Raw genomic sequence first — 23,965 nt, forward strand, 5'->3', positions numbered from 1 at the left:
CTCCCTAGCCGCCGCAGCCGCCGACGGTGACCTTGACCTCTTTGGTCGCGCTGTAGAGCTTGCCGTCGGCTTCCACGATCGCGGTCAATTTGGTGGTCTTTGCCATCTTCAGGCGGTTGGCGACACTCGGCATGGTGCCGTCGGGAATCCTGTAGCTTGCCGCGAGCGCGTTCGGATTCTCGGCCACGAAGAACGAGATCGAGGTGACCTTGTCGAGCGTCGTCGTCACCGAGATCGGCACGACGCCGCCGTTTTCGGCGATCTCGGGGGCATCGAGCTTGACCTTGTCGGACGGCTCGGCGGTCTTGCCATAGAGCGCCTTGATCGCATCGGCCTCGTTCTTCTGCTTGAAGGCGTCTTCCGGATATTTGTCGTTGGCCGCGGCGCGGGCGGGAGCGAACGGCAGATTGCCAAGGCCGAGCAGCGCGACCGAGGCCGCGCCCTGAAGGAGCAGGCGCCGCGTCGGATGAGGGCCGGTGGTCGTGGTCATCAGAGTTCTCCTGGACAATCTCTTGGCGTGCCGGCGGTCACAGTGTTTGCAGGAAATCAACGATCGCGCTGATTTCCTGCTCGGTCAAAATCCTGTTCCGGCCGAACGGCGGCATCATGGTCTGCGGATTGCGCTTGGTCTCGTCGAAGATGATCGCGCTCAGCTCGTTGCGGTCGGGGTACTTCGCCTTGAGGTCCTTCAGTTCCGGCCCGATCGTGCCCGGCAGGTCGCCGCCCTTGATGACGTGGCAGGTCAGGCAATTGCCCTTGCCGCGGTCGAAGGCGAGCTTCTGGCCCTCGGCCACGGCGGATTGCGCCAGCGCCGGGCCGGCGAGGCCGGCGGCGAAGGCCAGCAGGAGGAGCAGGGCAGGCGTCCGGGAAAAAGCGGTCAAGGCGTCATTCCGAGGCGTTATGTCGTTGGTCTCGATCGCGGAAATAGAAGCGTTCCAAAGCACAAAGGGCATCGCCTGACAATCAAGACTATGCACGGGGCAAAATGGAGTTAATATCTTCCGCATTGCAACTAAAGAGATTGTCTGTTCGGCGGGTTTGGCCCCGAGAGTAAGGTCACTGGCGCGGGGGGCGGCTGTTTTCTCGGCGTATTTCCTGGACGTGTTTCCTCGACGTGTTTCCTAGGCGTTTGGGCGCTCATCCTGTTTTCATCGCGTTCTCGTTTTTTCAAGGGGACCTCACTTGGCGGACTATGTCGTCGAATTTGGCAGGGATGGCGGACGGGTCGAGCCGGACGGCCGGCTCGATGCGCCGGCATTTCATCGCAATCACGAACCGCTCTGGGCAGCACTGCAGAAGCATCTTGCGGGCTGCACCGGCAACGTCGTCGAGCTCGGCAGCGGAACCGGCCAGCATGTGGTCCATTTTGCCCGCCATTCGCCGGGCCTGATCTGGTGGCCCAGCGACCTCAACCAGCGCCACCTCAAGAGCATCGAGGCCTGGCGCGTTCATTCGGGCCTGCAAAACATCCGCTCGCCGCTGCGGATCGATCTCACCGATCCGGACTGGTGTCCTGAGATGAAAAGCGGACAGGCGCCGACAAGCCTTGCCGCATTGTTCTGCGCCAATGTCATCCACATCGCGCCATGGAGCGTGGCCGAGGGCCTGTTCGCCGGCGCCGGCCGCCACCTGCGGGCGGACGGCAAGCTGTTCCTCTACGGCCCGTTCAAGCGCGACGGCAAGCACACTGCGCTCAGCAATGCGGTGTTCGACACGTCCTTGCGCGAAGGCAATCCCGATTGGGGCGTGCGCGACATCAGCGATGTCGAGACGCTCGCTCGCGGGGTTGGCCTCCGTCTCGTCGATACGATCGACATGCCCGCCAATAATCTCACGCTGGTGTTTGCGCGGGCTTGAGGCGCGGCGTTGCTGCGAAGCCGCTCGGCCTCTATGGTTCGAGACGCGCCGTAAGGCGGCGCTCCTCACCATGAGGGTCTAGGACTTCGCCGCGAAACGAGACCTCATCCTGAGGAGTCGCGGAGCGACGTCTCGAAGGATGGCCGCGAAGCTCCTGCATCTCAGAACACTAGCCCGTCACGCCTCGCCGTCCCGCCAGCCGATCTTGTCCTTCAGGAACCGGAAGCCGAGCACCTCGAAGCCGGCGCGCTCCCTGTTGTCCTTGCCGTAGCCGTGGCCGCCGGCTTCCGGCTCGTAGAACCAGGCCTCATAACCCATCGCCTGGAGTTTTGCCGTCATCTTGCGCGCATGGCCGGGATGGACGCGGTCGTCGCGCCGCGTGGTGGCGATCAGGATCGGCGGATAGGTTTGGCCGGCTTTGACGTTGTGATAGGCCGAGTAGGTCTTCAGCCAGTCCCACTCCTCCGGCTTGTCTGGGTCGCCATATTCCGCGATCCAGCTCGCGCCGGCGAGCAGCCTGGTGTAGCGGCGCATGTCGATCAGCGGGATGGTGCAGAACAGCGCGCCGAACCGTTCGGGGTAGCGCACCAGCATGTTGGTGATGAGGATTCCGCCGTTCGATCCGCCTTGCGCGGCGATGCGCTTTGCGCGCGTCACGCCACGGCGGACCAGATCGGCGGCAACGGCCGCGAAATCATCATGCGACAGCTTCTTGCCGGCGAGCCGGCCGGCATCGTGCCAGCGCGTGCCGAATTCGCCGCCGCCGCGCAAATTCGCCTGCACCGTCGTGCCGCCGCGCTCCAGCCACAGCTTGCCGAGCGAGGCGTTGTAATAGGGCTTCACCGAATGGGCGAAGCCGCCATAGGCGCTCATATAGACCGGCGCATCCCCGGTCTCGCCGGCGGGACCGGTCTGAACATAGGGAATGCGCTCGCCGTCGATCGAGATCGCCTCGTGCTGCGTCACCACCAGACCGTCGGCGGTGAACGTCTTCGGCGCCTGTTTCAGCACGGTCGGACCTGCAACGCCGCGTTCCATCAGCAGCAGCGACGGCGGCGTCAGCGGGTCCTGCACATTGGCGAGCAAATCGCCATTGCTTTCGGAGGGATGGCGGTCGAGCGGCCAGATGTCGACGACGCCGATCTGCGGCAGGCCGGGAAGCGTCTCGCGGCTCCAGCCGGTGGCTGATGGCGTGCAGATCTCGAAGCGCGGCCTGAGCTCGTCGAGGATCGAGAGCACCAGCCTGTCTGCCGCCCAGAAGAAGCCCTGGACGGCGCGGCGCGGCGCCGGCTCGAACAGCACCGTGAATTCGCGGCCGCCGGCCAGAAAGACCGAAAGCGAGATGCCGAGCACGGCATCGGCCTTGTACGTCCGTCCGTCCACCGGCCAATCCGCGCGCGGCTTGACCGTGAGCCAGTCGCCCTGGGCTTGCAGTTCTATGTTGGTGGGAAGGTCCATCTTCGAGAGCGGACCGGTCTGGTCTCCGATCGAGACGCTGAAGTTGAAGAAATCCAGCATGCGGCCGAACCATATCGTTCGGTTTGATGTCATGCGATCGACATGGCAATACGCCGCCATATCGCTCGCCGAGGCTTCGAACAGCACCGTGGCCTGTTCGACCGGTTGGCCGCGCCGCCACAGCCGCACGGTTCGTGCATAGCCGGATGTCGTCGCCATGCCCTCGCCATGGGCGCTCGCCAGCAGCAGCGCGTCGGCATCGAGCCAGTCCACGCCGCCTTTCGCTTCCGGCAACGCAAAACCGTCCGCAACGAAGCTCTTCGTATCGAGGTCGAATTCGCGCAAGGTCACGGCGTCGCTGCCGCCGCGCGACAGGCTCAGAATGGCGCGCGAGCTTCCCGGCATCGTGGCGATGCCGCTCAGCAGCCAGTCTTCGCCTTCCTTCGCCGCGAGCCGGTCGACATCCAGCATGATCTCCCACGCCGGATCGGCCTTGCGAAATTCCGCCAGCGTGGTCCGCCGCCACAGGCCGCGCGGATTGGTGGCGTCCTTCCAGAGGTTGTGCAGATCGTCGCCGCGCCGGCTGACATAGGGAATGTTATCCGGGCGATCGTAGATCGCCGCGAGAATGTCGCGGTCGCGCGCGAAGGCCGCGCCGCCGAACGCGTCGAGCGTCAGGCTGTTCTGCCGCGCGACGAAATCGAGCGCCTGCTTGCCTTCGATCTCCTCCAGCCAGAGCCAGGGATCGTCGTCGGGAGCGCTGAGCGTGGGCCTGTCGTCGACGGTCATGAACGAAACTCCCGGAAGATTGCGGCGGATAGGATTTGATCGAGCGCAAGCCGTCAAGAGCGCGGCCCGCTATCATCCGTTTGATTGCGTCAGAGGCATGGCCTGCGCCCGTTTGCGCCGGTTGCCCGCCCTCCCGCGCCCCTCCATAGTGCCGGGAATCAACAGAGCCCCTTGAAGGCCCTTTGGGGCGGAAATGCCGATGCTAGACGTGACTTCAGCCAACGAGATCGTCGACGACGTCCGCGTGCGCGCCAACGTGGTGCGCCTTGCCGCCGCGCAGGCGCTGACCGGCGCCAACTCGGCGGTGATCTTCGCGACGGGCTCGATCGTCGGCGCCACGCTCGCGCCGGACATGTCGTTCGCGACCGTGCCGATCTCGATGTATGTGCTTGGGCTCGCCGCTGGCACGCTGCCGACCGGTGCGATCTCGCGCCGCTTCGGCCGCCGCGCCGCCTTCATCGTCGGCACGGGTCTGGGCACGCTCACCGGCCTGTGCGGCTCCTTCGCGATCCTGCGCGGCTCGTTCGCGCTGTTCTGTCTGGCGACCTTCCTCGGCGGTCTCTACGGCGCGGTGGCGCAATCCTATCGCTTCGCCGCCGCCGACGGCGCCAGCGCAGCTTACCGGCCCAAGGCGGTGTCGTGGGTGATGGCGGGCGGCGTGTTTGCCGGCGTGCTCGGTCCGCAGCTCGTGCAATGGACCATGGACGTCTGGTCGCCCTATCTGTTCGCCTTCAGCTTCCTGGTGCAGGCGGCGGTGGCGTTGGTCGCCATGGGCATCGTCGCCGGCGTCGACATGCCGAAGCCGGCCCCGGCCGATCTGCATGGCGGCCGTCCGCTCATGACGATCGTGACCCAACCGCGCTTCATCGCGGCCGCTTTGTGCGGCGTCATCTCCTATCCCATGATGAACCTGGTGATGACTTCGGCGCCGCTCGCCATGAAGCTGTGCGGGCTGAGCGTCAGCGATTCCAATTTCGGCATTCAATGGCACATCGTCGCCATGTACGGGCCGAGCTTCTTTACGGGCGCGCTGATAAGCCGCCTCGGCGCGCCCAAGACCGTCGCGATTGGCCTGTTGCTGGAAGCCGGAGCGGCCACCATCGGTCTTTCCGGCATCACCGCGATGCACTTCTGGGCCACGCTGATCGTGCTCGGTATCGGCTGGAATTTCTCCTTCATCGGCGCCTCCGCGCTGGTGCTGGAGACGCACCGGCCGCAGGAGCGCAACAAGGTGCAGGCCTTCAACGATTTCCTGGTGTTCGGCATGATGGCGATCGGCTCGTTCTCGTCCGGCCAGTTGCTCGCCAATTACGGCTGGTCCGCGGTGAACATGGTGGTGTTCCCGCCGGTGGTGCTCGGCCTCGTCGTGCTCTTGCTGGTCTCCAGGGCGCGCCGCCGCAAGGCGCGGCTGGAAGCGGCGATGGGCGAGTTCCCGGATGCGATCTGAGTTGGCAGGAGGCTGTCAGCAGCGTTGATACTTCGATCGCGGTCGAAGTGATTTTCTGCTCCCACGTCGATACATGATGGTCGTCATGGACAGAAAATCACAACGCGGGGGATGCGAAGGAGAAGCGCAAATGCTCGACAATCCCCGTCACGGCGCACCGATCGACGAATCCTCCCTCCGTTACGAAGGCTGGCGCATCGTCGCGGTCTGCTTCCTACTCGCGACCTTCGGCTGGGGGCTCGGCTTCTACGGCCAGAGCGTCTACGTCGCCGAGCTCCAGCGTGCGCACGGCTGGTCGGCCTCGCTGATCTCCTCGGGCACGACGTTCTTCTATCTGTTCGGCGCGCTGCTCGTCGTGTTCGTCGGCGAAGCCGTCCGGAAATATGGTCCGCGGCTCTGCCTGATCGCGGGCACGCTGGCGATGGCGGCCGCCGCGGTCGCGATCGGCGCGGTGCGCGAGCCCTGGCAGCTCTATCTCGCCGATGCCGTGCTCGCCTTCGGCTGGGCCGGCACCAGTCTGGCCATGATCACCAACACCATCAGCCTGTGGTTCGACCACAAGCGCGGCATGGCCATCAGCCTCGCGCTGAACGGCGCAAGCTTCGGCGGCATCGTCGGCGTGCCGCTGCTGGTGACCTTGATCGGCCATACCGGCTTCGCCAGTGCGATGTTTAGCGTCGCCGGCGCCATGCTGATGCTGCTCGTGCCGGTGATCCTGATCGTCGTCGGCCGGCCGCCTGATCTGCATGGTTGGCACGCGGCGACGAATGCGAAGCCGCAATCGTCGGCGCAGATCCGCAAGGCCGCGCTGCGCGACGTTGGCTTCCTCACGGTGACGATCGCCTTCGCGCTGGTGCTGTTCGCGCAGGTCGGCTTCATCGTCCACCTGATCTCGTTCCTCGATCCCGTGATCGGGCGCGAGCGCGCCGCCGTGGCTGTCGCGGTGCTGACGGCGATGGCCGTGGTCGGCCGGGTGCTGTTCTCGCTGGTGATCGACCGGATCAACCAGCGCCTCGCCTCCGCGCTGTCGTTCCTGAGCCAGGCGGCGGCGCTTCTGGTCGTCATCAACCTGCACAACGACTACGTGCTGATCGCGGCCTGCGCGGTGTTCGGCTTCTCGGTCGGCAACCTCATCACCCTGCCGTCGCTGATCGTCCAGCAGGAGTTCGATTCCGCCTCGTTCGGCGTGCTGATCAGCCTCAACACCGCGATCAACCAGGTGACCTATGCCTTCGGTCCCGGCGTCGTCGGCTTCCTGCGCGATCTCTCCGGCGGCTATTCGCTGCCGTTTTATCTCTGCATCGCGCTGGAGGTGGCGGCCGCGGCGCTGATCATGGTGCGGGGTGCGCCACACGCGAAGACTTCGTAGAGACGCGGCGCCTCGACACACTCCGTCATTGCTTCGCTGCGCTCGCAATGACGAGAGGCGAAAGCGGCGTCACGCCTCCCGCTGTCGCAGCAGCTCCTCGACGTCCAGCCGCTTGGTGATCATCGCAAGCTTGCCGTCCGGCCCGAACGGCCACTGCTCCTTCGGCCGGTCCCGATACAGCTCCACGCCATTCTGGTCCGGATCGCGCAGATACAGCGCTTCGGACACGCCATGGTCGCTCGCCCCATCCAACGCAATGCCCGCCGACAGCACGCGGTGCAGCGCGTCCGCCAGCGCGGGGCGCGTCGGATAGAGGATCGCGGTGTGATAGAGCCCGGTGGTGCCTGGCGGTGGCGGCGAGCCGCCCTTGCTCTCCCAGGTGTTGAGCCCGATGTGGTGGTGATAGCCGCCGGCCGAGATGAACGCCGCGCCCGACCCCATGCGCTGCATCAGCTCGAAACCGAGCACGCCGCAATAGAAGCCGAGCGCGCGATCGAGATCGGCGACCTTGAGGTGGACGTGGCCGATCCTGGTGCCGGCATGGACGGCTTGGTTTTGCGACATGGTGCTGCTCCGTTGATCACCTCACATAAGGCGGGCCTCGGGACAGTGCTACCGGCCCATCCCGAAACCCAGCGTTTCCGGTTGGGCAATCAAGCCAGCTCCGACACCTCGCCCTCGGGCAGGCCGAACTCGAACGTGTTCAGCGTCATCGACACCAGCGTGTAATAGCCACACAGCCCGATCACCTCGACCACGCCGCGCTCGCCGAGCAGCTTCACGGCCTCATGATAGAGGCCCTTCTCGACGCCGTGGCCCTCATGCAGCGACTTTGCCACGTCGTAGATCATCCTGCCCTTGGGGTCGTCGAACTCAGGCGTGCGGCGGTCGCGGATGGCGTCGATGATCTCGGGCTTCATGCCGCCTGCAAGCGCGAGGCGCTTGTGCGCATACCATTCGTAATGAGCGGTCCAGTGCCGCGCCGTCACCAGGATCGCGATCTCCGAAAGCTTTGCCGGGAATATCGTGTCGTAGCGCAGGACCTCGCCGAGCCGCGTGGCATGACGCGCCATGTCGGGACTGTTGAGCCAGGCCATCATCGGCGCCGGCGGCTTGCCGCGCTTGCCGGCAATCGACTCGTCATAGGTCTGCCGCTGGCTCTCGTTCATTTCGCCAGGCGAAAGAAGTTTCAGGCGCATTGTTGTTTCCTCTTTGTTTTCAAGCCTCGCCGTGGCCGCGACTATAGCCGAATGCAGCGGCACGGAAGTGGTTGAATTCCACGAGACGATGGCCCAGAGTCGCGACCAATAAGTCGATTTTGCCTGATGGAAACGACGCATGACAGATTCTGAAACGGCTGATCTCGAACAATTCCGCAGCGAGACGCGCGCCTGGCTCGAAGCCAATTGCCCGCCGGAGATGCGCAAGCCCGCGACCTCCGACGCAGACGTGTTCTGGGGCGGACGCAATACGAGGTTCTCCTCCGAGCCGCAGCGCATCTGGTTCGAGCGCATGCGCGACAGGGGCTGGACCGTGCCGGACTGGCCTAGGGAATATGGCGGCGGCGGTCTGAGCGCGGCCGAGCACAAGGTGTTGCGCGCGGAGATGGCGAAGATCGGCGCGCGTCCGCCGCTGTCGAGCTTCGGCATCTGGATGCTCGGGCCGGCGCTGCTCAAATACGGCAACGAGGCGCAGAAGCAGGAACATCTGCCGAAGATCGCGGCGGGCCTGATCCGCTGGTGCCAGGGCTATTCCGAGCCGAACGCCGGCTCCGATCTCGCGTCGCTCCAGACCCGCGCCGAGAGCGACGGCGACGACTTCGTCATCACGGGGTCGAAGATCTGGACCTCCTACGCCAATTACGCCGACTGGATATTCTGTCTCGTCCGTACCGATTCCACGGCGAAGAAGCACGACGGCATCAGCTTCATCCTGTTCGACATGACCTCGAAGGGCGTGACGACCAAGCCGATTCTGTTGATCTCAGGCTACTCGCCGTTCTGCGAGACCTTCTTCGACGGCGTCCGCGTGCCGAAGTCGCATGTGGTCGGCACCGTCAACCGCGGCTGGGACGTCGCGAAATACCTGCTTCAGCACGAGCGCGCGATGATCTCGGGCATGGGCGAGCGCGGCGTCGGTCGTCCGCTCGGCCAGATCGCGGCCGATTCCGTCGGCGCCGACGCGCAAGGGCGGCTCGACGATGCGATGCTGCGCGGACGGATCGCCACCTTCGATGTCGATGAAGCCGCGCTTGCGGCCTGCGCCGAGCGCGCGGTCGATCTGGCCAAGGCGGGGCAGGCGCATCCGGCGTTCTCCTCGGCGATGAAATATTACGGCACCGAGCTCAACAAGCGCCGCTACGAGATCCTGATGTCGGCCGGCGGCGTCGATGCGCTGGAATGGGAGAGCGAGCGCTCCAGGCAAGGCGCCCGTCCGCGCGCCTGGCTGCGCACCAAGGCCAACTCGATCGAGGGCGGCACGAGCGAGGTGATGCTTGGCATCGTCGCCAAGCGTATCCTCGATCTGCCGGGGGCGTGAGGCTTTGCGTCATTCCGGGGCGCGCGAAGCGCGAACCCGGAATCCATTCATCCACCAACTCTGCCGCTCAATGGATTCCGGGTCTGGCCCTTCGGGCCATCCCGGAATGACGAAGCAAAAACAGATTTCGAATCGGAACCACGCACATGGCCCTCGTCCTCACCGAAGAACAATCGATGCTCCGCGATTCAGCGCGTGGACTGATCAGCGACAAGGCGCCGGTGCCGCATCTGCGCCAATTGCGCGATAGCAAGGATCCCACCGGCTTCTCCAAGGAGTTCTGGCATTCCTTCGCCGAGATGGGCTTTGCCGGCTTGCTGGTGCCGGAAGAGTTCGGCGGCTCTGGTCTCGGCTTCGTCGAGGCCGGCGTGGTGATGGAGGAGATCGGCCGCACCTTGATGCCGTCGCCGTTCCTCGCCACCAGCGTGGTCGCGGCCTCGGCGCTGAACCGCGGCGGCAATGCCGCGCAGAAATCCGAGTACCTGCCAAAAATCTCCAACGGCTCGCTGCTGGCGACGCTCGCGATCGACGAGGGCGCAAAGCATCGCCCGCTCCAGACCAGCCTCCAGGCAGTGCGCGCCGGCAACGGTTTCAGGCTGAGCGGTGCCAAGGCACTGGTCGTCGACGGCCACGTCGCCGACCTCTTCATCGTCGCCGCGCGCACCGCGGGTTCGGCCGGCGAGCGCGAGGGGCTGACGCTGTTCCTGGTCAACCCCAAGGCCAAGGGCGTTGCAATCGAGCGCACCATCATGGTGGACGCGCACAACGCGGCACGGATCGAGCTTGCCAATGTCGAGGTCAATGCCGACAGCGTGCTCGGCGAAATCGATCAGGGCGCCGGCCTGCTCGATGGCGTGCTCGACATCGGGCGCGGCGCGGTCGCCTCCGAAATGGTGGGCCTCAGCGAAGAGGTGTTCGGCCGCACCGTCGAGTATCTGAAGAGCCGCAAGCAGTTCGGCAAGCTGATCGGCGAATTCCAGGCGCTGCAGCACCGCGCCGCCGAGCTCTATGTCGACATCGAGATCACCCGCGCCGCCGTGATGAAGGCGCTGCAGGCGCTGGATACTGACGTTGCCAAGGCCACGTCAGCCGTCGCAGTCGCAAAGGCGCGCGCCGGCACCACCGCCACCCGCGCGGTGCAGGAAGGCGTGCAGATGCATGGCGGCATGGGCATGACCGACCAGTTCGACATCGGCTTCTTCATGAAGCGCGCGCGGGTGTGCGAGGAATTGTTCGGCGACGCCAATTACCACACCGAGCAGCTGGCCCGGGCGCGGGGGTATTGAGGCGGGGGCGGGGCAACACGGCACCCTGCGCTCCCTCCCCCCTTGCGGGGAGGGCGGGGGAGAGGGGTAGCCCAGGAAAAGGTGCGTCCGTCGCGACAGAGCCGCACGCCTCACGTAGAGCGCGAAGGATAGAGTGTGCCGTGTGGCACCCCTCTCCCTAACCCTCCCCCGCAAGGGGGGAGGGAACGCAGCGTACGCTTTGGCACCACCGTCAACGCAATGACGGCGGTTAGACCGCCCTTACCGCATCGGCGGCGCGTACTGCACGCCGCCGGCATTCCACAGCTGGTTCATGCCGCGCGGAATCTTCAGCTTGGACTTCGCGCCGATATTGCGCTCGTACATCTCGCCGTAATTGCCGACGTGGCGGATGATGCGGACGACCCAGTCCTTGGTGAGGCCGAGTTGCTCGCCGTAATTGCCCTCGGTGCCGACGAGGCGCATCACTTCCGGCTTCTTCGACTTCAAGGCCTCGTCGATGTTCTCGGAACTGACACCCAGCTCTTCCGCGTTGATCATCGCGTAGAGCGTCCACTTCACGATCATCATCCAGTCGTCGTCACGCTGGCGCACCACGGGGGCGAGCGGCTCCTTGGAGATCATGTCCGGCAGGATCATGTGGTCGCCGGGCTTCGACAGGTTCAGCCGCAGCGCGTAGAGCTGGGAGACGTCGGCGGAGAGCGTGTCGCACTTGCCGGTGTCGTAGGCCTTCACGACGTCGTCGAGCTTGTCGAACTTCATCTCTTCGTACTTCATGTTGTTGGCACGGAAGTAGTCGGCGACGTTGAGCAGCGTGGTGGTGCCGGACTGGACGCAGACCTTGCTTCCGGTCAGGTCCAGCGACGTCTCCTTGTTGCGTGCGCGCGGAAGCATGAAGCCGGCGCCGTCGTAATAGGCGACCGCGGGGAAATAGAGGTCGTAGTCGAGCTCGCGCGCCATGCTCCAGGTCGAGTTGCGCGAGAGGATGTCGACTTTCCGGCTCTGCAATTCCTTGAAGCGCTCGCTGGCGTCGAGCGGAACGAACTTCGCCTTGCCCGGATCGTCGAAGATCGCAGACGCCACCGCGCGGCAGAAATCCACGTCGAAGCCGGTCCAGTTGCCCTTGTCATCCGGGATCGAGAAGCCCGGCAGGCCCTTGTTGACGCCGCACAGAACCTCGCCGCGGCGAACCGTGCGCTTCAGGGTGCGGGTGTCGTAGAACTCATAGATGATGGCCAGAACCGCGACCAGCACGGCAACCGCGAGCCCGATCAGCAGGCCGCCTCGAAATGTGCGCATCATGTTGCTCTCTCGAAATAATCGGGAAAAGGAGTCCGAAGGAAGGCTGAGAGCATGATCCGGGCCCGGAGGGCCGCGCTAGCGCAAAGTGCGAAGCGGCTTTCCGGAAAGATCATGCTCAAATTACAAGACTTAGATTTCGGGCTTCTGCCGGATGACCACCTTGGTGCCAACAGGGACGCGATCGTAAAGATCGGCGACGTCATTGTTGACGAGACGGAAGCAGCCCGAGGACACCTTGGTCCCGATCGTATCGGGGCGGTTGGTGCCATGGATGCGGTAGACGGTGGTGCCGAGATACATGGCGCGGGCGCCGAGCGGATTGCCGGGGCCGCCGGCCATGAAGCGCGGCAGATAGGGCTGGCGCTGGATCATTTCCGCCGGCGGCGTCCAGTCCGGCCATTCCTTCTTGTTGGTGATGTTCACCAGCCCCTGCCACTGGAAGCCGTCGCGGCCGACGCCGATGCCGTAGCGGATCGCGCGCCCGCCGGGCTGCACCAGATAGAGGTGACGCTCGGAGGTCGAAATGATGATGGTGCCCGGCGCTTCGGTCGTGCGGTAGTAGACGACCTGCTTCTGCCATTCCGGATCGAGCTGGTAGGAATCGTCGGCGACCAGGCCGGGCTCGTCGCCGCGGTCGGGCTGCTGGGCGAAGGCTTGGGGTGCGGACAGGATCAGGCCGATCGCAGCCACAAACGCCCCGGTCAGGCGACGAAAATCCGTCATTTCAAGCTCTCCCCGCTGCCACAGCGCAAATCATTCGGAACCATCAAATCTCAGGGCCATGTTCATGGCAAGTTGATGGCGCGCCCGGCTGGTATGTCACGAGAATGCTTTGCTTTTTTGACGGTATCGGGCAATGCCACAAACAGGGGATGGCGCGAAAAGCCCAGATTGCTGCCCACGATGGCGGTGCGCTCCCTCCGCCGCGGTGAGATCAACTTCGCCAATTCGCGCTGGATGCTAGCTAGATCTTGTTGTTCTCCGGCGCGATCCCGAGCCGCCGGACGATTTCGGTCCCCACGGCGCGCGCCTCGAGCCGCGAGCCGATGCGCGGACTGCGAAACCGCTGTCCGGACTGCAATCGGATCACCACGATGCAATGCTCGTCCTCGGACCGGCCACGGCGCTCGACCGTGATCGTCTTCACCTCGCGCCCCGCGATATGGTCGGCGCGCAAGCTGCCGTCGCCCCACAGGCGCTCGACGCGAATGTCCTCCGGCCGAATGATCCAGAAGGCGCCGGTCACGAGATTGGCATATCTGTGCACGGCGAAAGCGGCGATCGCACCAACCGGCAGCAGCATGATGTCGACCGGGCCGGGCGGCAGGCCGCGCCAGAGCTTGTAGGCGTAGGGAACGGCACACAATGCGACGACGATCAGCGCGACGATCCTGATATCCCTTGCGGGAAACGGCTCGAGCGGATCGCCGAGACGCATCTCGGGATTGCTGGCATCGAGCGGATTGAGCGGTGCCTCGACGTCGGGGACGTCGAACTGCGCCGCGATCCGCGCCACCGTGTCGCGCACATGCGTGACGTCGGAGATCGGCGGGGAGGTCAGGCGCTCGCCCGAAGCCAGCGTGAAGGCCAGTTGGAAGCGGGCTTTCGCCCTCTTGCTGCCGGGGACCTGCAATCCGCTGATGTCGTCCTTGGCGACGATCCGCGTGCGGAGCTTTCCGAACGGACGTTGTTGCCCGATCAGGATCTCGGTCGGCGTGATGATCCACACCACCGCGGGCGCCAGCATGATGCCGGTGACGAACGCCGCTCCCAGCAGGAGCGCCGCCACGGAGATGGTCACCTCCATGGCGTCGTGGGTGAAAAGGCCCGGCGTGAAGCACAGCGCGACGGCGGCCGCGGAGCCGGCCATCACTAGCCGCTGCGCGATCGAGGAGCCTTCACGAAGGCGGATGTCGTTGCTGGTGGTCGCGTCGTCCATTGCGGGCGGCTGATTTCAAGGCCGCGAAACTCCACGGACGGGTCCGTGGAGTCAAGCCGCATCGGGGCCTGCCGCGTCAGCTATTGGGGTTCAGCGGCCGGGCCGATCATTTCGGCGCAAGCCACAGTCTGAGACCGAACGAAATCGCGGTCACGGCGCCCACCCCGCCGAGCCAGAGGATGGCGAACCACATCAGCCGCCGCCCGAGCTGCCCTGGCTCTGCCCTGCGCGGCATCAGTGATAACCGCTCCCGGCCCGGACCTTGCCGCGAAACACCCAATAGGCCCAGCCGGTGTAGCCGAGAATCAGCGGCACCAGTCCAGCCACGCCGACCAGCATGAAGATCTGACTGTTCTGCGGCGCGGCTGCCTGCCAGATCGTGATGCTCTGCGGCACGATGTAGGGATACATGCTGATACCGAGCCCGGCATAGGACAGGGCGAACAACATCAGCGAGAGCAGGAACGGTCGCGAGTCCTGCTTTTGCGCGAGGCTGCGCATCAGAAGCGCGGTGACCCCGGCGACCGCGATCGGAACCGGCGCGGCCAGGACGACGCTTGGCCAGGCGAACCAGCGCTGCGCGTACTGGATGCTGAGAAACGGCGTGGCGATGCTGACCAGAGCAATCGCCGCGAGCATCCCGAACAGCAGATACCAGCTCAGCCGATAGGCCTTGTCGCGCAGGGCGCCCTCGGTCTTCAGGATGAGCCAGGTGGCGCCCAGCAGGGAATAGCCGATGATCAGGGCGACGCCCGTCAATATGCTGAACGGCGTCAGCCAATCCCACCAGCCGCCGGCATAGTGTCGCGCCTCGACGTGCACGCCTTGCAGGATGGCGCCGAGCGCGACGCCCTGCGCCAGCGTCGCCAGCAGCGATCCGCCGGCAAAGGCAATGTCCCAGCGGTTTCGTGTGGCCGTGGTGCGCCAGCGGAATTCGAAGGCAACGCCGCGGAACACCAGACCGATCAGCATCGCGATCATGGGTGTGTAGAGCGCCGGCATCAGCACCGCATAGGCGAGCGGAAAGGCCGCCATCAGGCCGCCGCCGCCCAGCACCAGCCAGGTCTCGTTGCCGTCCCAGACCGGCGCCACCGTGTTCATCATGACGTCGCGGTCGGCCTTGGCGGGAAATAGGGGGAACAGCATTCCGAGGCCGAGATCGAATCCATCCATCACGACATAGACGAACACCGCGAAGGCGATGATGAATGCCCAGACTGTAGCGAGGTCAATGGCGGCGATCATGACAGCGCCCCTTGTCCCGCGACGCCCGAAGCCGGCGTGATTCCGGCGGCGCGCGTCGGCATGTCGCCGCCTGGCCCCTGTTCGCCGTGATGCGGCGAGGCCGCCATCAGACGCAGAATGTAGATGGCGCCCGCCGCGAACACGATGAAATAGACGGCCACGAAAGCCAGCAACGACGAGCCGACCGCGGGCGCGGCCAGCGGCGAGACGGCGTCGGCGGTTCGCAACAGGCCGTAGACCGTGAAGGGCTGCCGGCCGGTCTCGGTGGTGATCCAGCCAGCGAGCACCGCGATGAACCCCGCCGGCCCCATCGTCAGCGCGAAAATATGCAGCGGCCGGGAGACAAACAGGGTGCCGCGCCAGCGCGTCCACAGGCTGAACAGCCCCAGCGCGAAGATCAGGAAGCCGAGCGCGATCATGATGCGGAATGACCAGAATGTGATCGGCACCGGCGGCCAGTTTTCGCGCGGTACGGTATCGAGTCCCGCGAGCGGCGCGTCGAGAGAGTGCTTCAGAATCAGCGACGACAGTTTCGGGATGGCGATCTGATAGTCGACCCTGCCGGCCGCCTGATCGGGCAGGCCGAACAGGACCAGCGGCGCGCCGTCGGGATGGCTCTGGTAATGCCCTTCCATCGCCATCACCTTGGCCGGCTGATGCTCCAGCGTGTTGAGGCCGTGCTGGTCGCCCGCCAGGATCTGGATCGGCGCGACGATCGCCGCCATCCACATCGCCATCGAGAACATCACCCGCGGACCGGCAAGATGCGGGTCGCGCAGCAGGTGATAGGCGCCGACGGCGCCGACCACGAGCGACGTCGTCAGATAGGCAGCGAGCACCATGTGCACGAGACGGTAGGGAAAGGACGGATTGAAGATCACCTTGAACCAGTCGGCGACCACGAACTGGCCGTCGGCATTCACGGCGTAGCCGGCCGGGGTCTGCATCCACGAATTGGCCGAGAGGATCCAGAACGCCGAGATCAGGGTGCCGATCGCGACCATCAGCGTCGCGACGAAGTGCAGCCGCGGGCCGACGCGTTCGAGACCGAACAGCATGACGCCGAGGAAGCCCGCCTCGAGGAAGAACGCGGTCAGCACCTCGTAGGCCATCAAGGGACCGATCACCGGTCCGGTCTTGTCGGCGAAGACCGACCAGTTGGTGCCGAACTGGTAGGACATCACGATGCCGGACACCACGCCCATGCCGAAAGCGATCGCGAAGATCTTCAGCCAGTAGTGGAACAGGTTGATGAAGACCTCGCGGCCGGTCCATAGCCAGAGCGCTTCGAGCACCGCCAGGTAGCTGGCAAGCCCGATCGAGAACGCCGGAAACACGATGTGAAACGACATCGTGAAGGCAAACTGCGCGCGTGCGAGCACGATCGGATCAAGGTTCGATAACATCGGCGCTCCCGTCCAACACGACAAGTCGTGGCGATGCGGGCGCCGATCTGGCGGCTCAGCTAAGCCATCGCGCCCGGCCAGTGCATTGATGACCCATGCCGTGCTCGCATCCTATAGGACTCTTTGTCTACCTCCACGAAATCAGCTGCTGGCGTTCAGCAGCTTTGCCACGGTGCGGTCGATCTCGTCGTAGCGGCCTTCGCCGGCGTGCTGGAACACGATCTTGCCGTTCTGGTCGATGATGTATTGCGCCGGCCAATACTGGTTGCTGTAGGCGTTCCAGGTCTTGGAATCATTGTCCTGCGCCACCGGATAAGTGATGCCATGGCGCTTCAGCGCGGCCTGCACGTTGGAGGCCGAGCGCTCGAACGGGAATTCCGGCGTGTGCACGCCGACCACGACGAGGCCCTTGTCCTTGTATTTTGCATAGAGGTCGGTGACGTGCGGCAGTGTGTTGACGCAGTTGACGCAGCCATAGGTCCAGAAGTCGACCAGCACGACCTTGCCGCGGAGATCGGCAATGTTGAGCGGCTTCGAGTTGAACCAGGTGCTGATCCCGGTGAAGTCGGGCGCGGTCTGTAGGCTCGCGGCCGCGACCTGGATCGGCGCCGCGGGCGTGGCCTCGTCGCAGATGCCCGGAATGGCGGCGCCGGTCAGGGCGAAGCCGATCAGCGAGGCAGACACGGCGAGCAATTTCAGGGTCATTGAAGCGTCCTCCGGTTGAGATGCAGGGTGATCACAGGCCGATCTGGCCGGTGGGATAGAAGCCGGTGAGCCACGCCACGATCAGCGTGTCGTATTGGAAGTAGGCGGCGACCGCGAAGGCGATCACGACGAGTCCAAAACCCTGCTGGAGCCGCGGCGAGATGCGCGAAAGACTGCGCACCCGCGTGGTCGCGGCCTGTCCGCCATAGGCGATCGCCAGCATCGGGATCGCCGCGCCGATGGCGTAGGCGATCAGCAGCGTGCCGGCCCAGGCAAGATTTTTCGACGTCGCAACCAGCGTCAGGATCGAGCCGAGCACCGGGCCGGCGCAGGGCGTCCAGACCAGGCCGAGCGTGGTGCCGAGCACCAGCCCGCCGAGCGCGCCCTCGCGTTGCGTCGTGCTCGCATTGCCGAGATCGAGCCAGCCATTGAGGCGGATCGACAGCCATTCGAACGGCGCCGGCCACAGCATCAACAGGCCGAAGCCGAGCAGCAGGATCGAGGCGGCCTCGCGCAGCACGTTCGGATCGAAATCGAATGCCTGCGTGATCGCACCCAGCAGCAGCGCGGCCGCCGAGAACGAGACGACGAAGCCGAGCGCGATCATCGCGGGCCGCAGATGCCCCGCGCGCCCGATCGAAGCACCGAGCAGGATCGGCAGCATGGGCAACGTGCAGGGCGCGGCGATGGTGAGGATGCCGGCAAGGACGGCGAAGGTCAGCTCGAGCATGGGGCACTCGTGGAGGGAGTCACGAGGGCAGTTCGGGCCGGATGTGCCGGTCGTTACGTGGCGTCACACGTTCGTGACGTGTGGCTGCGTCGCGAGGCAACTGTGCCGGCGACGACGGTGGTGCGCTCCCTCCCCCCTTGCGGGGGAGGGCAGGGGAGGGGGGTAGCCCCAAGCGAGGTCGGAGTTCGTGGCACCCCCCTCCCTGCCCCTCCCCCGCAAGGGGGGAGGGAATGAGAAAGTGGTGGCCGCCTCACTCAAGTGGGCCACCGACGCCGGAGCTAGTAGCCGACAGGTAAGCCCCAGATACAAAACGACCCGGAGGGGGGCATCCCGTCCGGGTCGTTGGAGGTCTTGGGAGGTTTAAGCGAAACCGTGTGTGAGCTTTATAGGAGGGAAGTTTTTCCGCCTGATGTTGTGCTTTGTTTCAATTGTTTCGTCGGCGGTAACACTTCCGTGTCCGGGGACAGGGCCGAATGGGCGGTCCTATCCCGTTGAAATCCTTGGCCTTAGGCGGCGAAACGGTCGACGCCGGCGACCTTAAGCAACTCGGCCAATTGCTTGCGGGCGTAGAACATCCGGGTCTTCACCGTGCTCTGGGGGATGCCGATGATTTGGCCGACCTCCTCCACCGACTTCTCGTGATAGTAGACGAGGGTGATGATCTCGCGATGTGCGGGTGACAGTTTTTGCACACAGGCGCGCAGGATGGCGCTGGTGTCGCTGCGGTCGAGCGAGGTCTCCGGCGTGTCGCAATCATCCGCGATCTGGCGCACGTCTTCCTGGTCGATGTCCTCGAAGCGGCGCTGGCGCATCGCGGTCAGCGCCTTGAAGCGGGCGATCGAGAGCAGCCAGGTCGAAACCTGCGAGCGGCCCTGGAATTGACCGGCGGTCCGCCACACGTCCAGAAACACCTGGCTGACGAGGTCTTCCGCCGTGGTGGCATCGCGCACGATGCGCAGGATGAAGCGGTAGACGCGCACATTGTGACGGCAATAAAGGATGTGCATCGACGTCCGGTTGCCGTCGGCAATGCTTTCAAGAAGCATGTCGTCCGAGGTCGCCTGAGCGGCAATGATGCTCTGGCTGGCTTGGGCGTTGATGGCGATGACGTTCGGCATTGACTTGGCTCCCCGTAGCGCCGCAACCGAGCGGCGTTTCCTTGGACCAAAGTGTTAATGAGCCAACGTTTCGGGACGTCTGCACGAAAAGCGGAAAATGGTTTCGTGCGCCGCCAAATTGTTTCGTGGGACAGGGCGCGACGAAACATTCGGGGTAAAAAAGCGTGTAATTTCAATGTGCGGAAAATACGGGGGTCGAGATTTGGAGGCCGTCCGAGGCGCCGGGAACGAATTTCCGTCTGTTGCGTTCGGTTGCTGCCTCAATCTCGATGTCGTCCCGGCGAAGGCTGTTGTTATCGCCGCTACGCCTTCTCGCCTGCGGGCGAGAACAGATAGCCGCCGCCGCGGATGGTGCGGATCACGGCGGGTTTTGCGGGATCGGGCTCGATCTTGCGGCGGATGCGCATGATACGCAGATCCACGGCGCGGTCGAAGGCTTCGGCGTCGCGCGCGTTGGCCAATTCCAGCAGGCGCTCGCGCGACAGCACGCGCTTCGGATTGGCCGCGAACACCTTCAAGAGCCCGAATTCGGATGCGGTCAGCGGGTGCTCGTTGCCTTCGTCGTCGCGCAAGGCCTGGGCTTCGAGATCGAGCCACTTTGTCCCGAACCGTACCAATTGATCCTTGTCCGATTTCGCAGCCGCCGTTTCCGTCGCCGCCGCCTTCACCGGTGCGCTCCGGCGCAGCACCGAGCGGATGCGCGCCATCAGTTCGCGCAGCTCGCACGGCTTTGCCACGTAATCGTCGGCGCCGAGCTCGAGGCCGACGACGCGGTCGATCGGGCTCGCCGTCGCGGTGAGCATGATCACCGGCACGTTGATGCGGCTCTTGAGGTCGCGGATGATCGAGAGCCCGTCTTCCTCGGGCATGTTGAGGTCGAGCACGACCAGATCGGGCATGCCGCCCTGGATCGCGGTGCGCAAGCTCTTGCCGCCGTCGCACAGCGTCACGGTGAAGCCGTGCATCTTGAGGTAATCGCCGACCATCTCCCGGGCCGGGGCCTCGTCGTCGACGATCATGATGTGCTGGCTTTGGGTCATGGTCTCAACATCACGGCATTTCGGTCGCGGGAAGGGCGATGGTGAAGGTCGAGCCCTTGCCGGGGCCCTCGCTGTCGGCGGTCACTTCGCCGCCATGCATGTCGATAATACGCTTGACGATCGACAACCCAAGCCCCGTCGAGCTCTCGCCCGCGGTCGGTTTTGCCGACAGCCGCTGGAACCGGCCGAACAGGCGGCCGAGGTCTTCCGGCGACAGGCCGGCGCCCTCGTCGCTGACGCGGATGACGGTGTCGCCGCCCTCATGGCTGACGACGACGCCGATCTTGCCGCCGATCGGCGAGTATTTGATGGCGTTGCTGATGAGGTTGTCGATCGCCTCGCGGATGCGGTCGGTGTCGCACATGGTGACGATGTTGGACGGCGCGGTGACGCTGATCGCCTGCTGCTTGTTGACGGCGAGCGGCTGGTTGGCCTCGGCGACCTCCTTGACCAGGGCTGCGACGTCGACCGGCTCGCGGCGGATGGTGATGTCGAAGGCATCGGCCATCGCGTCCGAGATCAGGTGATCGACCATCGTGGTCAGGCGCTTGGTGGCGTCGCGGATGTGGTCGACCTGGGCGACCACTCCGCCTTCCGACGCGCCGGTCGAGATCAGCTCCTTCAACATCTCGGTGCGGCCGAGGATGACGCCGAGCGGGTTCTTCAGGTCGTGCGCGACGGTGCCCAGAATCTCGTTCTTGAAGCCATTGGCACGCTGCAGCCGCAGCCATTGCGCCGAGAGGCGGCGGTTGGCCTGCATCAGGGCGCGGGTGCGCTGGGCGACGCGGTCCTCGAGCTGCGTGTTGGCAGCCTGGAGCTGCTGGTAGAGGATGACGTTGTCGAACGCGATCGAGAGCCGGCTGGAGAAGATCTCGACCAGCGAGCGGTCGGTCTCGGACAGCTCGCGCTCGGCCTGGAGCAGCACCACCACCTCGCGGCCGCTTCCGGTGCGCAGATAGATCACGCTGCGATGGTCGGCGAATTCGTTCTTGCGGCGCTGGAAGGCGTCCTCCACCATCTGGCGCAGCTCCGGGTCGAGCGTCTTCGACGTGGTCATGCCGATGAAGCGGCTGTAGCAGCCGCTCCCGGCGAGCACCGAGAGCTCGGGGTCGACGCCGCCATTGTCGCGCAGGACCAGTATGCCGGCGCAATCGACGTTGAGCAGCGAGGCGAGCTGGGTCAGCACGCCCTCGGCGAGCCGCTGCATCGACTTGAAGTCGTACAGCGTCGAGGCGGCGTCGATGATGATCTCGAGCCCGCGCCGAGTCTGCAACATGCGCTCGAGCTGCTGGTAGGAGCGCAGTGCCGCGGTCAGCGACGTGAACAGCTTGTCGGCGGTGAGCTCGGTCTTGGCCTTGTAGTCGTTGATGTCGTACTGCACGATCACGCGCCGCTCGGGCGCCTGGCCCGGCTGGCCGGTGCGCAGGATGATGCGCACTGTCTCGTTCTTGAGCTCGTTGCGGATGAACTCGACGAGATCGAGGCCGGCGACATCGGTCTCCATGATGACGTCGAGCAGCACGGCGGCGATGTCGCTATGCGCGGCCATCAGCTTGCGACCTTCCGCCGCGGAATGGGCCGACAGGATCTCCAGGCCCTGGCCGTTGAGGCTGTAGTCGGACAGCGCGAAGCGGGTGCCGTCGTGCACGGCCTGATCGTCGTCGATGACGGCGATCTTCCATTTCCGGGCGTCCGTATCCTCCGACGCGCTACCGGTGTCGTCGATCAGGTGGAGGACATCGTCCTGTTCGGCCATTGAGAAGTCCCGTCGGTCTCTGTGCATTGCGTGCCGCCCTTGGCGACCCGCGGCATGATAATGCGAAAAGTAGTGCCTTGTCCCAGCTTGGATTCCAGCATCATGCGGCCGCCGAGCTGCTGGGTGACGAGGTTATAGACGATATGCAGGCCAAGTCCCGTGCCACCTTCATTGCGCCGGGTGGTAAAGAATGGGTCAAAGGCCTGGCGCTGCACGTCGGGGGTCATGCCGGCCCCGTCATCGCTGAAGATGATCTCGACGTCGTCGGCCCCCCGCGGCCGCGCCGAGATCGTGATGGTACCGGCCCGGCCGTCGGCAAAGGCGTGGTTGGCGGCGTTGAGGAAGAGGTTGGTCAGGATCTGGCCGTAGGAGCCGGGGTAGCCGTCGAGCAGCAGCCCCTCCGGCATGTCGACCTGGAGCGTGGTCGGCGAGCGCTTCAGCACCGGGCGCAGGCTCGCGATGATCTGGTCGGTGGCTTCGCTCAAGGAAAACTGCCGCCGCTCGGCATGCGAGCGGTCGACCGCGACCTGCTTGAACGACTGGATCAGTTCGCCGGCGCGCTGGAGGTTGCCGACCAGCTGCTGCGAGGCGTCGCGCGAGGACTGCACGAATTCCTCCAGCTGCGAGCGGCGCAGGCCGCCTTCGCCCTTGAGCTGGGCCTCGAACATCTCGGTGCGCCGGGCAAGGCTGGACGCCACCGTGAGGCTGATGCCGATCGGGTTGTTGACCTCGTGCGCGACGCCGGCGACGAGGCCGCCGAGCGCCGCGAGCCGCTCGGCGTCGATCAGATTCTGCTGCGCGGCGTTGAGCTCGAGCAGCGCGCTCTCGGCCTTCTCCTTGGACGCGCGCAACTCGTCCTCGGTCTGGCGCTTGGCGATCGCGTTCTCGCGGAACACTTCGACCGCGCGCGCCATGGCGCCGACCTCGTCGCGCGCCGTGATGCCCTGTACCTCGCGGTCGAGGTCGCCGAGCGTGATCGCGCGCATCGCCGCCATGATCTGCTGCAGCGGCAGCCGGATCGACAGCGCGATCAGCACGCCGGCGCTGAGGATGATGCCGAGGAAGATCACCGCGATCGACAGCACCCGCCGCGAAATATCGGCGAGCGCGCGGTCGAACGTCGCCTGCGCCTTCTGCTCGCGCTGGCGCATCTTGGTCGAGAGATCGTCGATGGCGCCGATGGCCTCGGCCTGGTTGGCGTCGATCGTGTTGCGCAGCAGCTCGGTGCGGCTCGTGAGCTGCTCGGAGAGCTTTGCGAAGCCCTCGCGCAGCGCGGCGGTGCGGGTCCCGAGCCGTTGCAGCGCCATCCTCTGCAGGTCGTTGTCGGCGAGATCGATCATCACGGGGACGGTCTTCTCGATCGTCTCGGTGTTGCGGCGCGCGTCGTCTGCCGCGCCCGATGACAGCGACAGATAATAGGAATTGGCCGCGACCAGCATCGCGGTGAAGGCCTCGCGCGACTTGCCGAGCGACGGCCAGATCAGCGCGTCGCGATGGCCGGTGGCGCCTTCGATGATGGAGTAGAGGCCGGCCATGTCCTTGGCCGGTCCCTGCACCTGCTCCTCATAGGTCTTGGCGATGGTGGCCTGGACGCTGCGCAGCTCGCCAAAGCCGTTGAGGAAGCGGTCGGTGGTGCGCTCCAGCTCCTCGACCGAGCCCGACAGCATCGGGTCCTTGGCGGCGCGGTTGGTCAGCGTGCCCAGCACCGCCTCGCGCAGCAGCAGAATTTCGGCGAACAGGTCCGGGCTCGGCTGGTTGATGTAGCGGTGGATCAGATTGTGCAGCCGCCCGGTCTCGCTTTCGAGCAGCGCCAGAATCCGGTCGGATTCACGCACCTGGCGCACGTCGTCCCAGGCCGAGCCCAGCACCTGCGAGCCGTTCCAGATCAGCGCGACCAGCACCACCACCACGGCGGAATTCAGCGCCGCGATCGACAGGATGCGCCAGCGGATCGGCACCGCGCGGAGCACGCCGACGAGCCGCGCGCGCAGCCGCCCGATC

22 protein-coding genes are annotated in these 23,965 nt (G+C 65.2%); 5 read left to right on the forward strand and 17 right to left on the reverse strand.

Going from position 1 to position 23,965, the window contains the following annotated elements; all coding sequences use genetic code 11:
- Positions 1-4: 4 nt before the first annotated feature.
- Entirely contained in the window at positions 5-490 is a 486-nt protein-coding gene (soxY, locus tag JQ572_RS16490; RefSeq protein WP_211384081.1) for a thiosulfate oxidation carrier protein SoxY, read from the reverse strand.
- A gap of 37 nt (positions 491-527) precedes the next feature.
- Complete coding sequence (gene soxX / locus JQ572_RS16495; protein ID WP_211384082.1) at positions 528-881, reverse strand: sulfur oxidation c-type cytochrome SoxX; 354 nt, start codon at positions 879-881, stop codon at positions 528-530.
- 301 nt (positions 882-1,182) lie between these two features.
- Here soxX and JQ572_RS16500 point away from each other — a divergent pair, with 301 nt between their 5' ends.
- Positions 1,183-1,857 carry a DUF938 domain-containing protein gene (locus JQ572_RS16500; RefSeq protein WP_211384083.1) on the forward strand — a complete coding sequence of 225 codons (675 nt, stop codon included), beginning with the start codon at positions 1,183-1,185 and terminating at the stop codon, positions 1,855-1,857.
- Between the two features lie 177 nt (positions 1,858-2,034).
- Here the strand turns inward: JQ572_RS16500 and JQ572_RS16505 are convergent, their stop codons facing one another.
- Positions 2,035-4,104: a prolyl oligopeptidase family serine peptidase gene (locus JQ572_RS16505; RefSeq protein WP_211384084.1), complete on the reverse strand. Its 2,070-nt coding sequence runs from the start codon at positions 4,102-4,104 to the stop codon at positions 2,035-2,037.
- A 199-nt stretch (positions 4,105-4,303) separates the two neighbouring features.
- Here JQ572_RS16505 and JQ572_RS16510 point away from each other — a divergent pair, with 199 nt between their 5' ends.
- Entirely contained in the window at positions 4,304-5,551 is a 1,248-nt protein-coding gene (locus tag JQ572_RS16510) for an MFS transporter (protein ID WP_211384085.1), read from the forward strand.
- 130 nt (positions 5,552-5,681) lie between these two features.
- Positions 5,682-6,920 carry an MFS transporter gene (locus tag JQ572_RS16515; RefSeq protein WP_211384086.1) on the forward strand — a complete coding sequence of 413 codons (1,239 nt, stop codon included), beginning with the start codon at positions 5,682-5,684 and terminating at the stop codon, positions 6,918-6,920.
- A gap of 69 nt (positions 6,921-6,989) precedes the next feature.
- Here the strand turns inward: JQ572_RS16515 and JQ572_RS16520 are convergent, their stop codons facing one another.
- Both JQ572_RS16520 and JQ572_RS16525 read right to left on the reverse strand, forming a co-directional pair.
- Positions 6,990-7,484: a VOC family protein gene (locus tag JQ572_RS16520; RefSeq protein WP_211384087.1), complete on the reverse strand. Its 495-nt coding sequence runs from the start codon at positions 7,482-7,484 to the stop codon at positions 6,990-6,992.
- 89 nt (positions 7,485-7,573) lie between these two features.
- Entirely contained in the window at positions 7,574-8,119 is a 546-nt protein-coding gene (locus tag JQ572_RS16525) for a carboxymuconolactone decarboxylase family protein (protein WP_211384088.1), read from the reverse strand.
- Between the two features lie 139 nt (positions 8,120-8,258).
- Here JQ572_RS16525 and JQ572_RS16530 point away from each other — a divergent pair, with 139 nt between their 5' ends.
- Positions 8,259-9,458, forward strand: coding sequence for an acyl-CoA dehydrogenase family protein (locus JQ572_RS16530; RefSeq protein WP_211384089.1), 1,200 nt, complete (start codon positions 8,259-8,261; stop codon positions 9,456-9,458).
- 146 nt (positions 9,459-9,604) lie between these two features.
- A complete protein-coding gene (locus JQ572_RS16535) occupies positions 9,605-10,744 on the forward strand; it encodes an acyl-CoA dehydrogenase family protein (protein WP_211384090.1) in 1,140 nt (379 codons plus the stop codon).
- Positions 10,745-10,984: 240 nt separating this feature from the next.
- Here the strand turns inward: JQ572_RS16535 and JQ572_RS16540 are convergent, their stop codons facing one another.
- The 12 genes from JQ572_RS16540 to JQ572_RS16595 form a co-directional block, all read right to left on the reverse strand.
- Positions 10,985-12,022 carry an amino acid ABC transporter substrate-binding protein gene (locus JQ572_RS16540; RefSeq protein ID WP_211384217.1) on the reverse strand — a complete coding sequence of 346 codons (1,038 nt, stop codon included), beginning with the start codon at positions 12,020-12,022 and terminating at the stop codon, positions 10,985-10,987.
- A 132-nt stretch (positions 12,023-12,154) separates the two neighbouring features.
- Positions 12,155-12,748, reverse strand: coding sequence for a L,D-transpeptidase (locus JQ572_RS16545; RefSeq protein WP_211384091.1), 594 nt, complete (start codon positions 12,746-12,748; stop codon positions 12,155-12,157).
- 241 nt (positions 12,749-12,989) lie between these two features.
- On the reverse strand, positions 12,990-13,964 hold the full coding sequence (locus JQ572_RS16550) for a hypothetical protein (protein ID WP_211384092.1): 975 nt from the start codon (positions 13,962-13,964) through the stop codon (positions 12,990-12,992).
- Positions 13,965-14,070: 106 nt separating this feature from the next.
- Positions 14,071-14,199 carry a DUF2474 domain-containing protein gene (locus tag JQ572_RS16555; RefSeq protein ID WP_211384093.1) on the reverse strand — a complete coding sequence of 43 codons (129 nt, stop codon included), beginning with the start codon at positions 14,197-14,199 and terminating at the stop codon, positions 14,071-14,073.
- Positions 14,199-15,209, reverse strand: a complete 1,011-nt coding sequence (gene cydB, locus JQ572_RS16560) for a cytochrome d ubiquinol oxidase subunit II (RefSeq protein ID WP_211384094.1) — start codon at positions 15,207-15,209, stop codon at positions 14,199-14,201. Before cydB ends, JQ572_RS16555 begins: the two co-directional genes overlap by 1 nt.
- Positions 15,206-16,615: a cytochrome ubiquinol oxidase subunit I gene (locus JQ572_RS16565; protein WP_211384095.1), complete on the reverse strand. Its 1,410-nt coding sequence runs from the start codon at positions 16,613-16,615 to the stop codon at positions 15,206-15,208. Before JQ572_RS16565 ends, cydB begins: the two co-directional genes overlap by 4 nt.
- Before the next feature lie 141 nt (positions 16,616-16,756).
- Positions 16,757-17,320: a thioredoxin family protein gene (locus JQ572_RS16570; protein WP_211384096.1), complete on the reverse strand. Its 564-nt coding sequence runs from the start codon at positions 17,318-17,320 to the stop codon at positions 16,757-16,759.
- A 31-nt stretch (positions 17,321-17,351) separates the two neighbouring features.
- Positions 17,352-18,050: a cytochrome c biogenesis CcdA family protein gene (locus JQ572_RS16575; RefSeq protein ID WP_211384097.1), complete on the reverse strand. Its 699-nt coding sequence runs from the start codon at positions 18,048-18,050 to the stop codon at positions 17,352-17,354.
- Between the two features lie 506 nt (positions 18,051-18,556).
- The gene (locus JQ572_RS16580; RefSeq protein WP_211384098.1) at positions 18,557-19,168 is read right to left on the reverse strand and encodes a sigma-70 family RNA polymerase sigma factor; all 612 of its coding nucleotides are present in this window, start codon (positions 19,166-19,168) and stop codon (positions 18,557-18,559) included.
- A gap of 302 nt (positions 19,169-19,470) precedes the next feature.
- Positions 19,471-20,208 (reverse strand): response regulator, encoded by a 738-nt coding sequence (locus tag JQ572_RS16585; RefSeq protein WP_211384099.1) that lies wholly within the window; start codon positions 20,206-20,208, stop codon positions 19,471-19,473.
- Positions 20,209-20,218: 10 nt separating this feature from the next.
- On the reverse strand, positions 20,219-21,964 hold the full coding sequence (locus JQ572_RS16590; RefSeq protein WP_211384100.1) for an ATP-binding response regulator: 1,746 nt from the start codon (positions 21,962-21,964) through the stop codon (positions 20,219-20,221).
- A complete protein-coding gene (locus tag JQ572_RS16595; RefSeq protein ID WP_211384218.1) occupies positions 21,934-23,964 on the reverse strand; it encodes a sensor histidine kinase in 2,031 nt (676 codons plus the stop codon). Before JQ572_RS16595 ends, JQ572_RS16590 begins: the two co-directional genes overlap by 31 nt.
- Position 23,965 lies beyond the last annotated feature (1 nt).

The sequence above is a fragment of the Bradyrhizobium sp. SZCCT0153 genome, assembly GCF_018129995.1.
In the GTDB taxonomy this organism is placed as follows: domain Bacteria; phylum Pseudomonadota; class Alphaproteobacteria; order Rhizobiales; family Xanthobacteraceae; genus Bradyrhizobium; species Bradyrhizobium japonicum_G.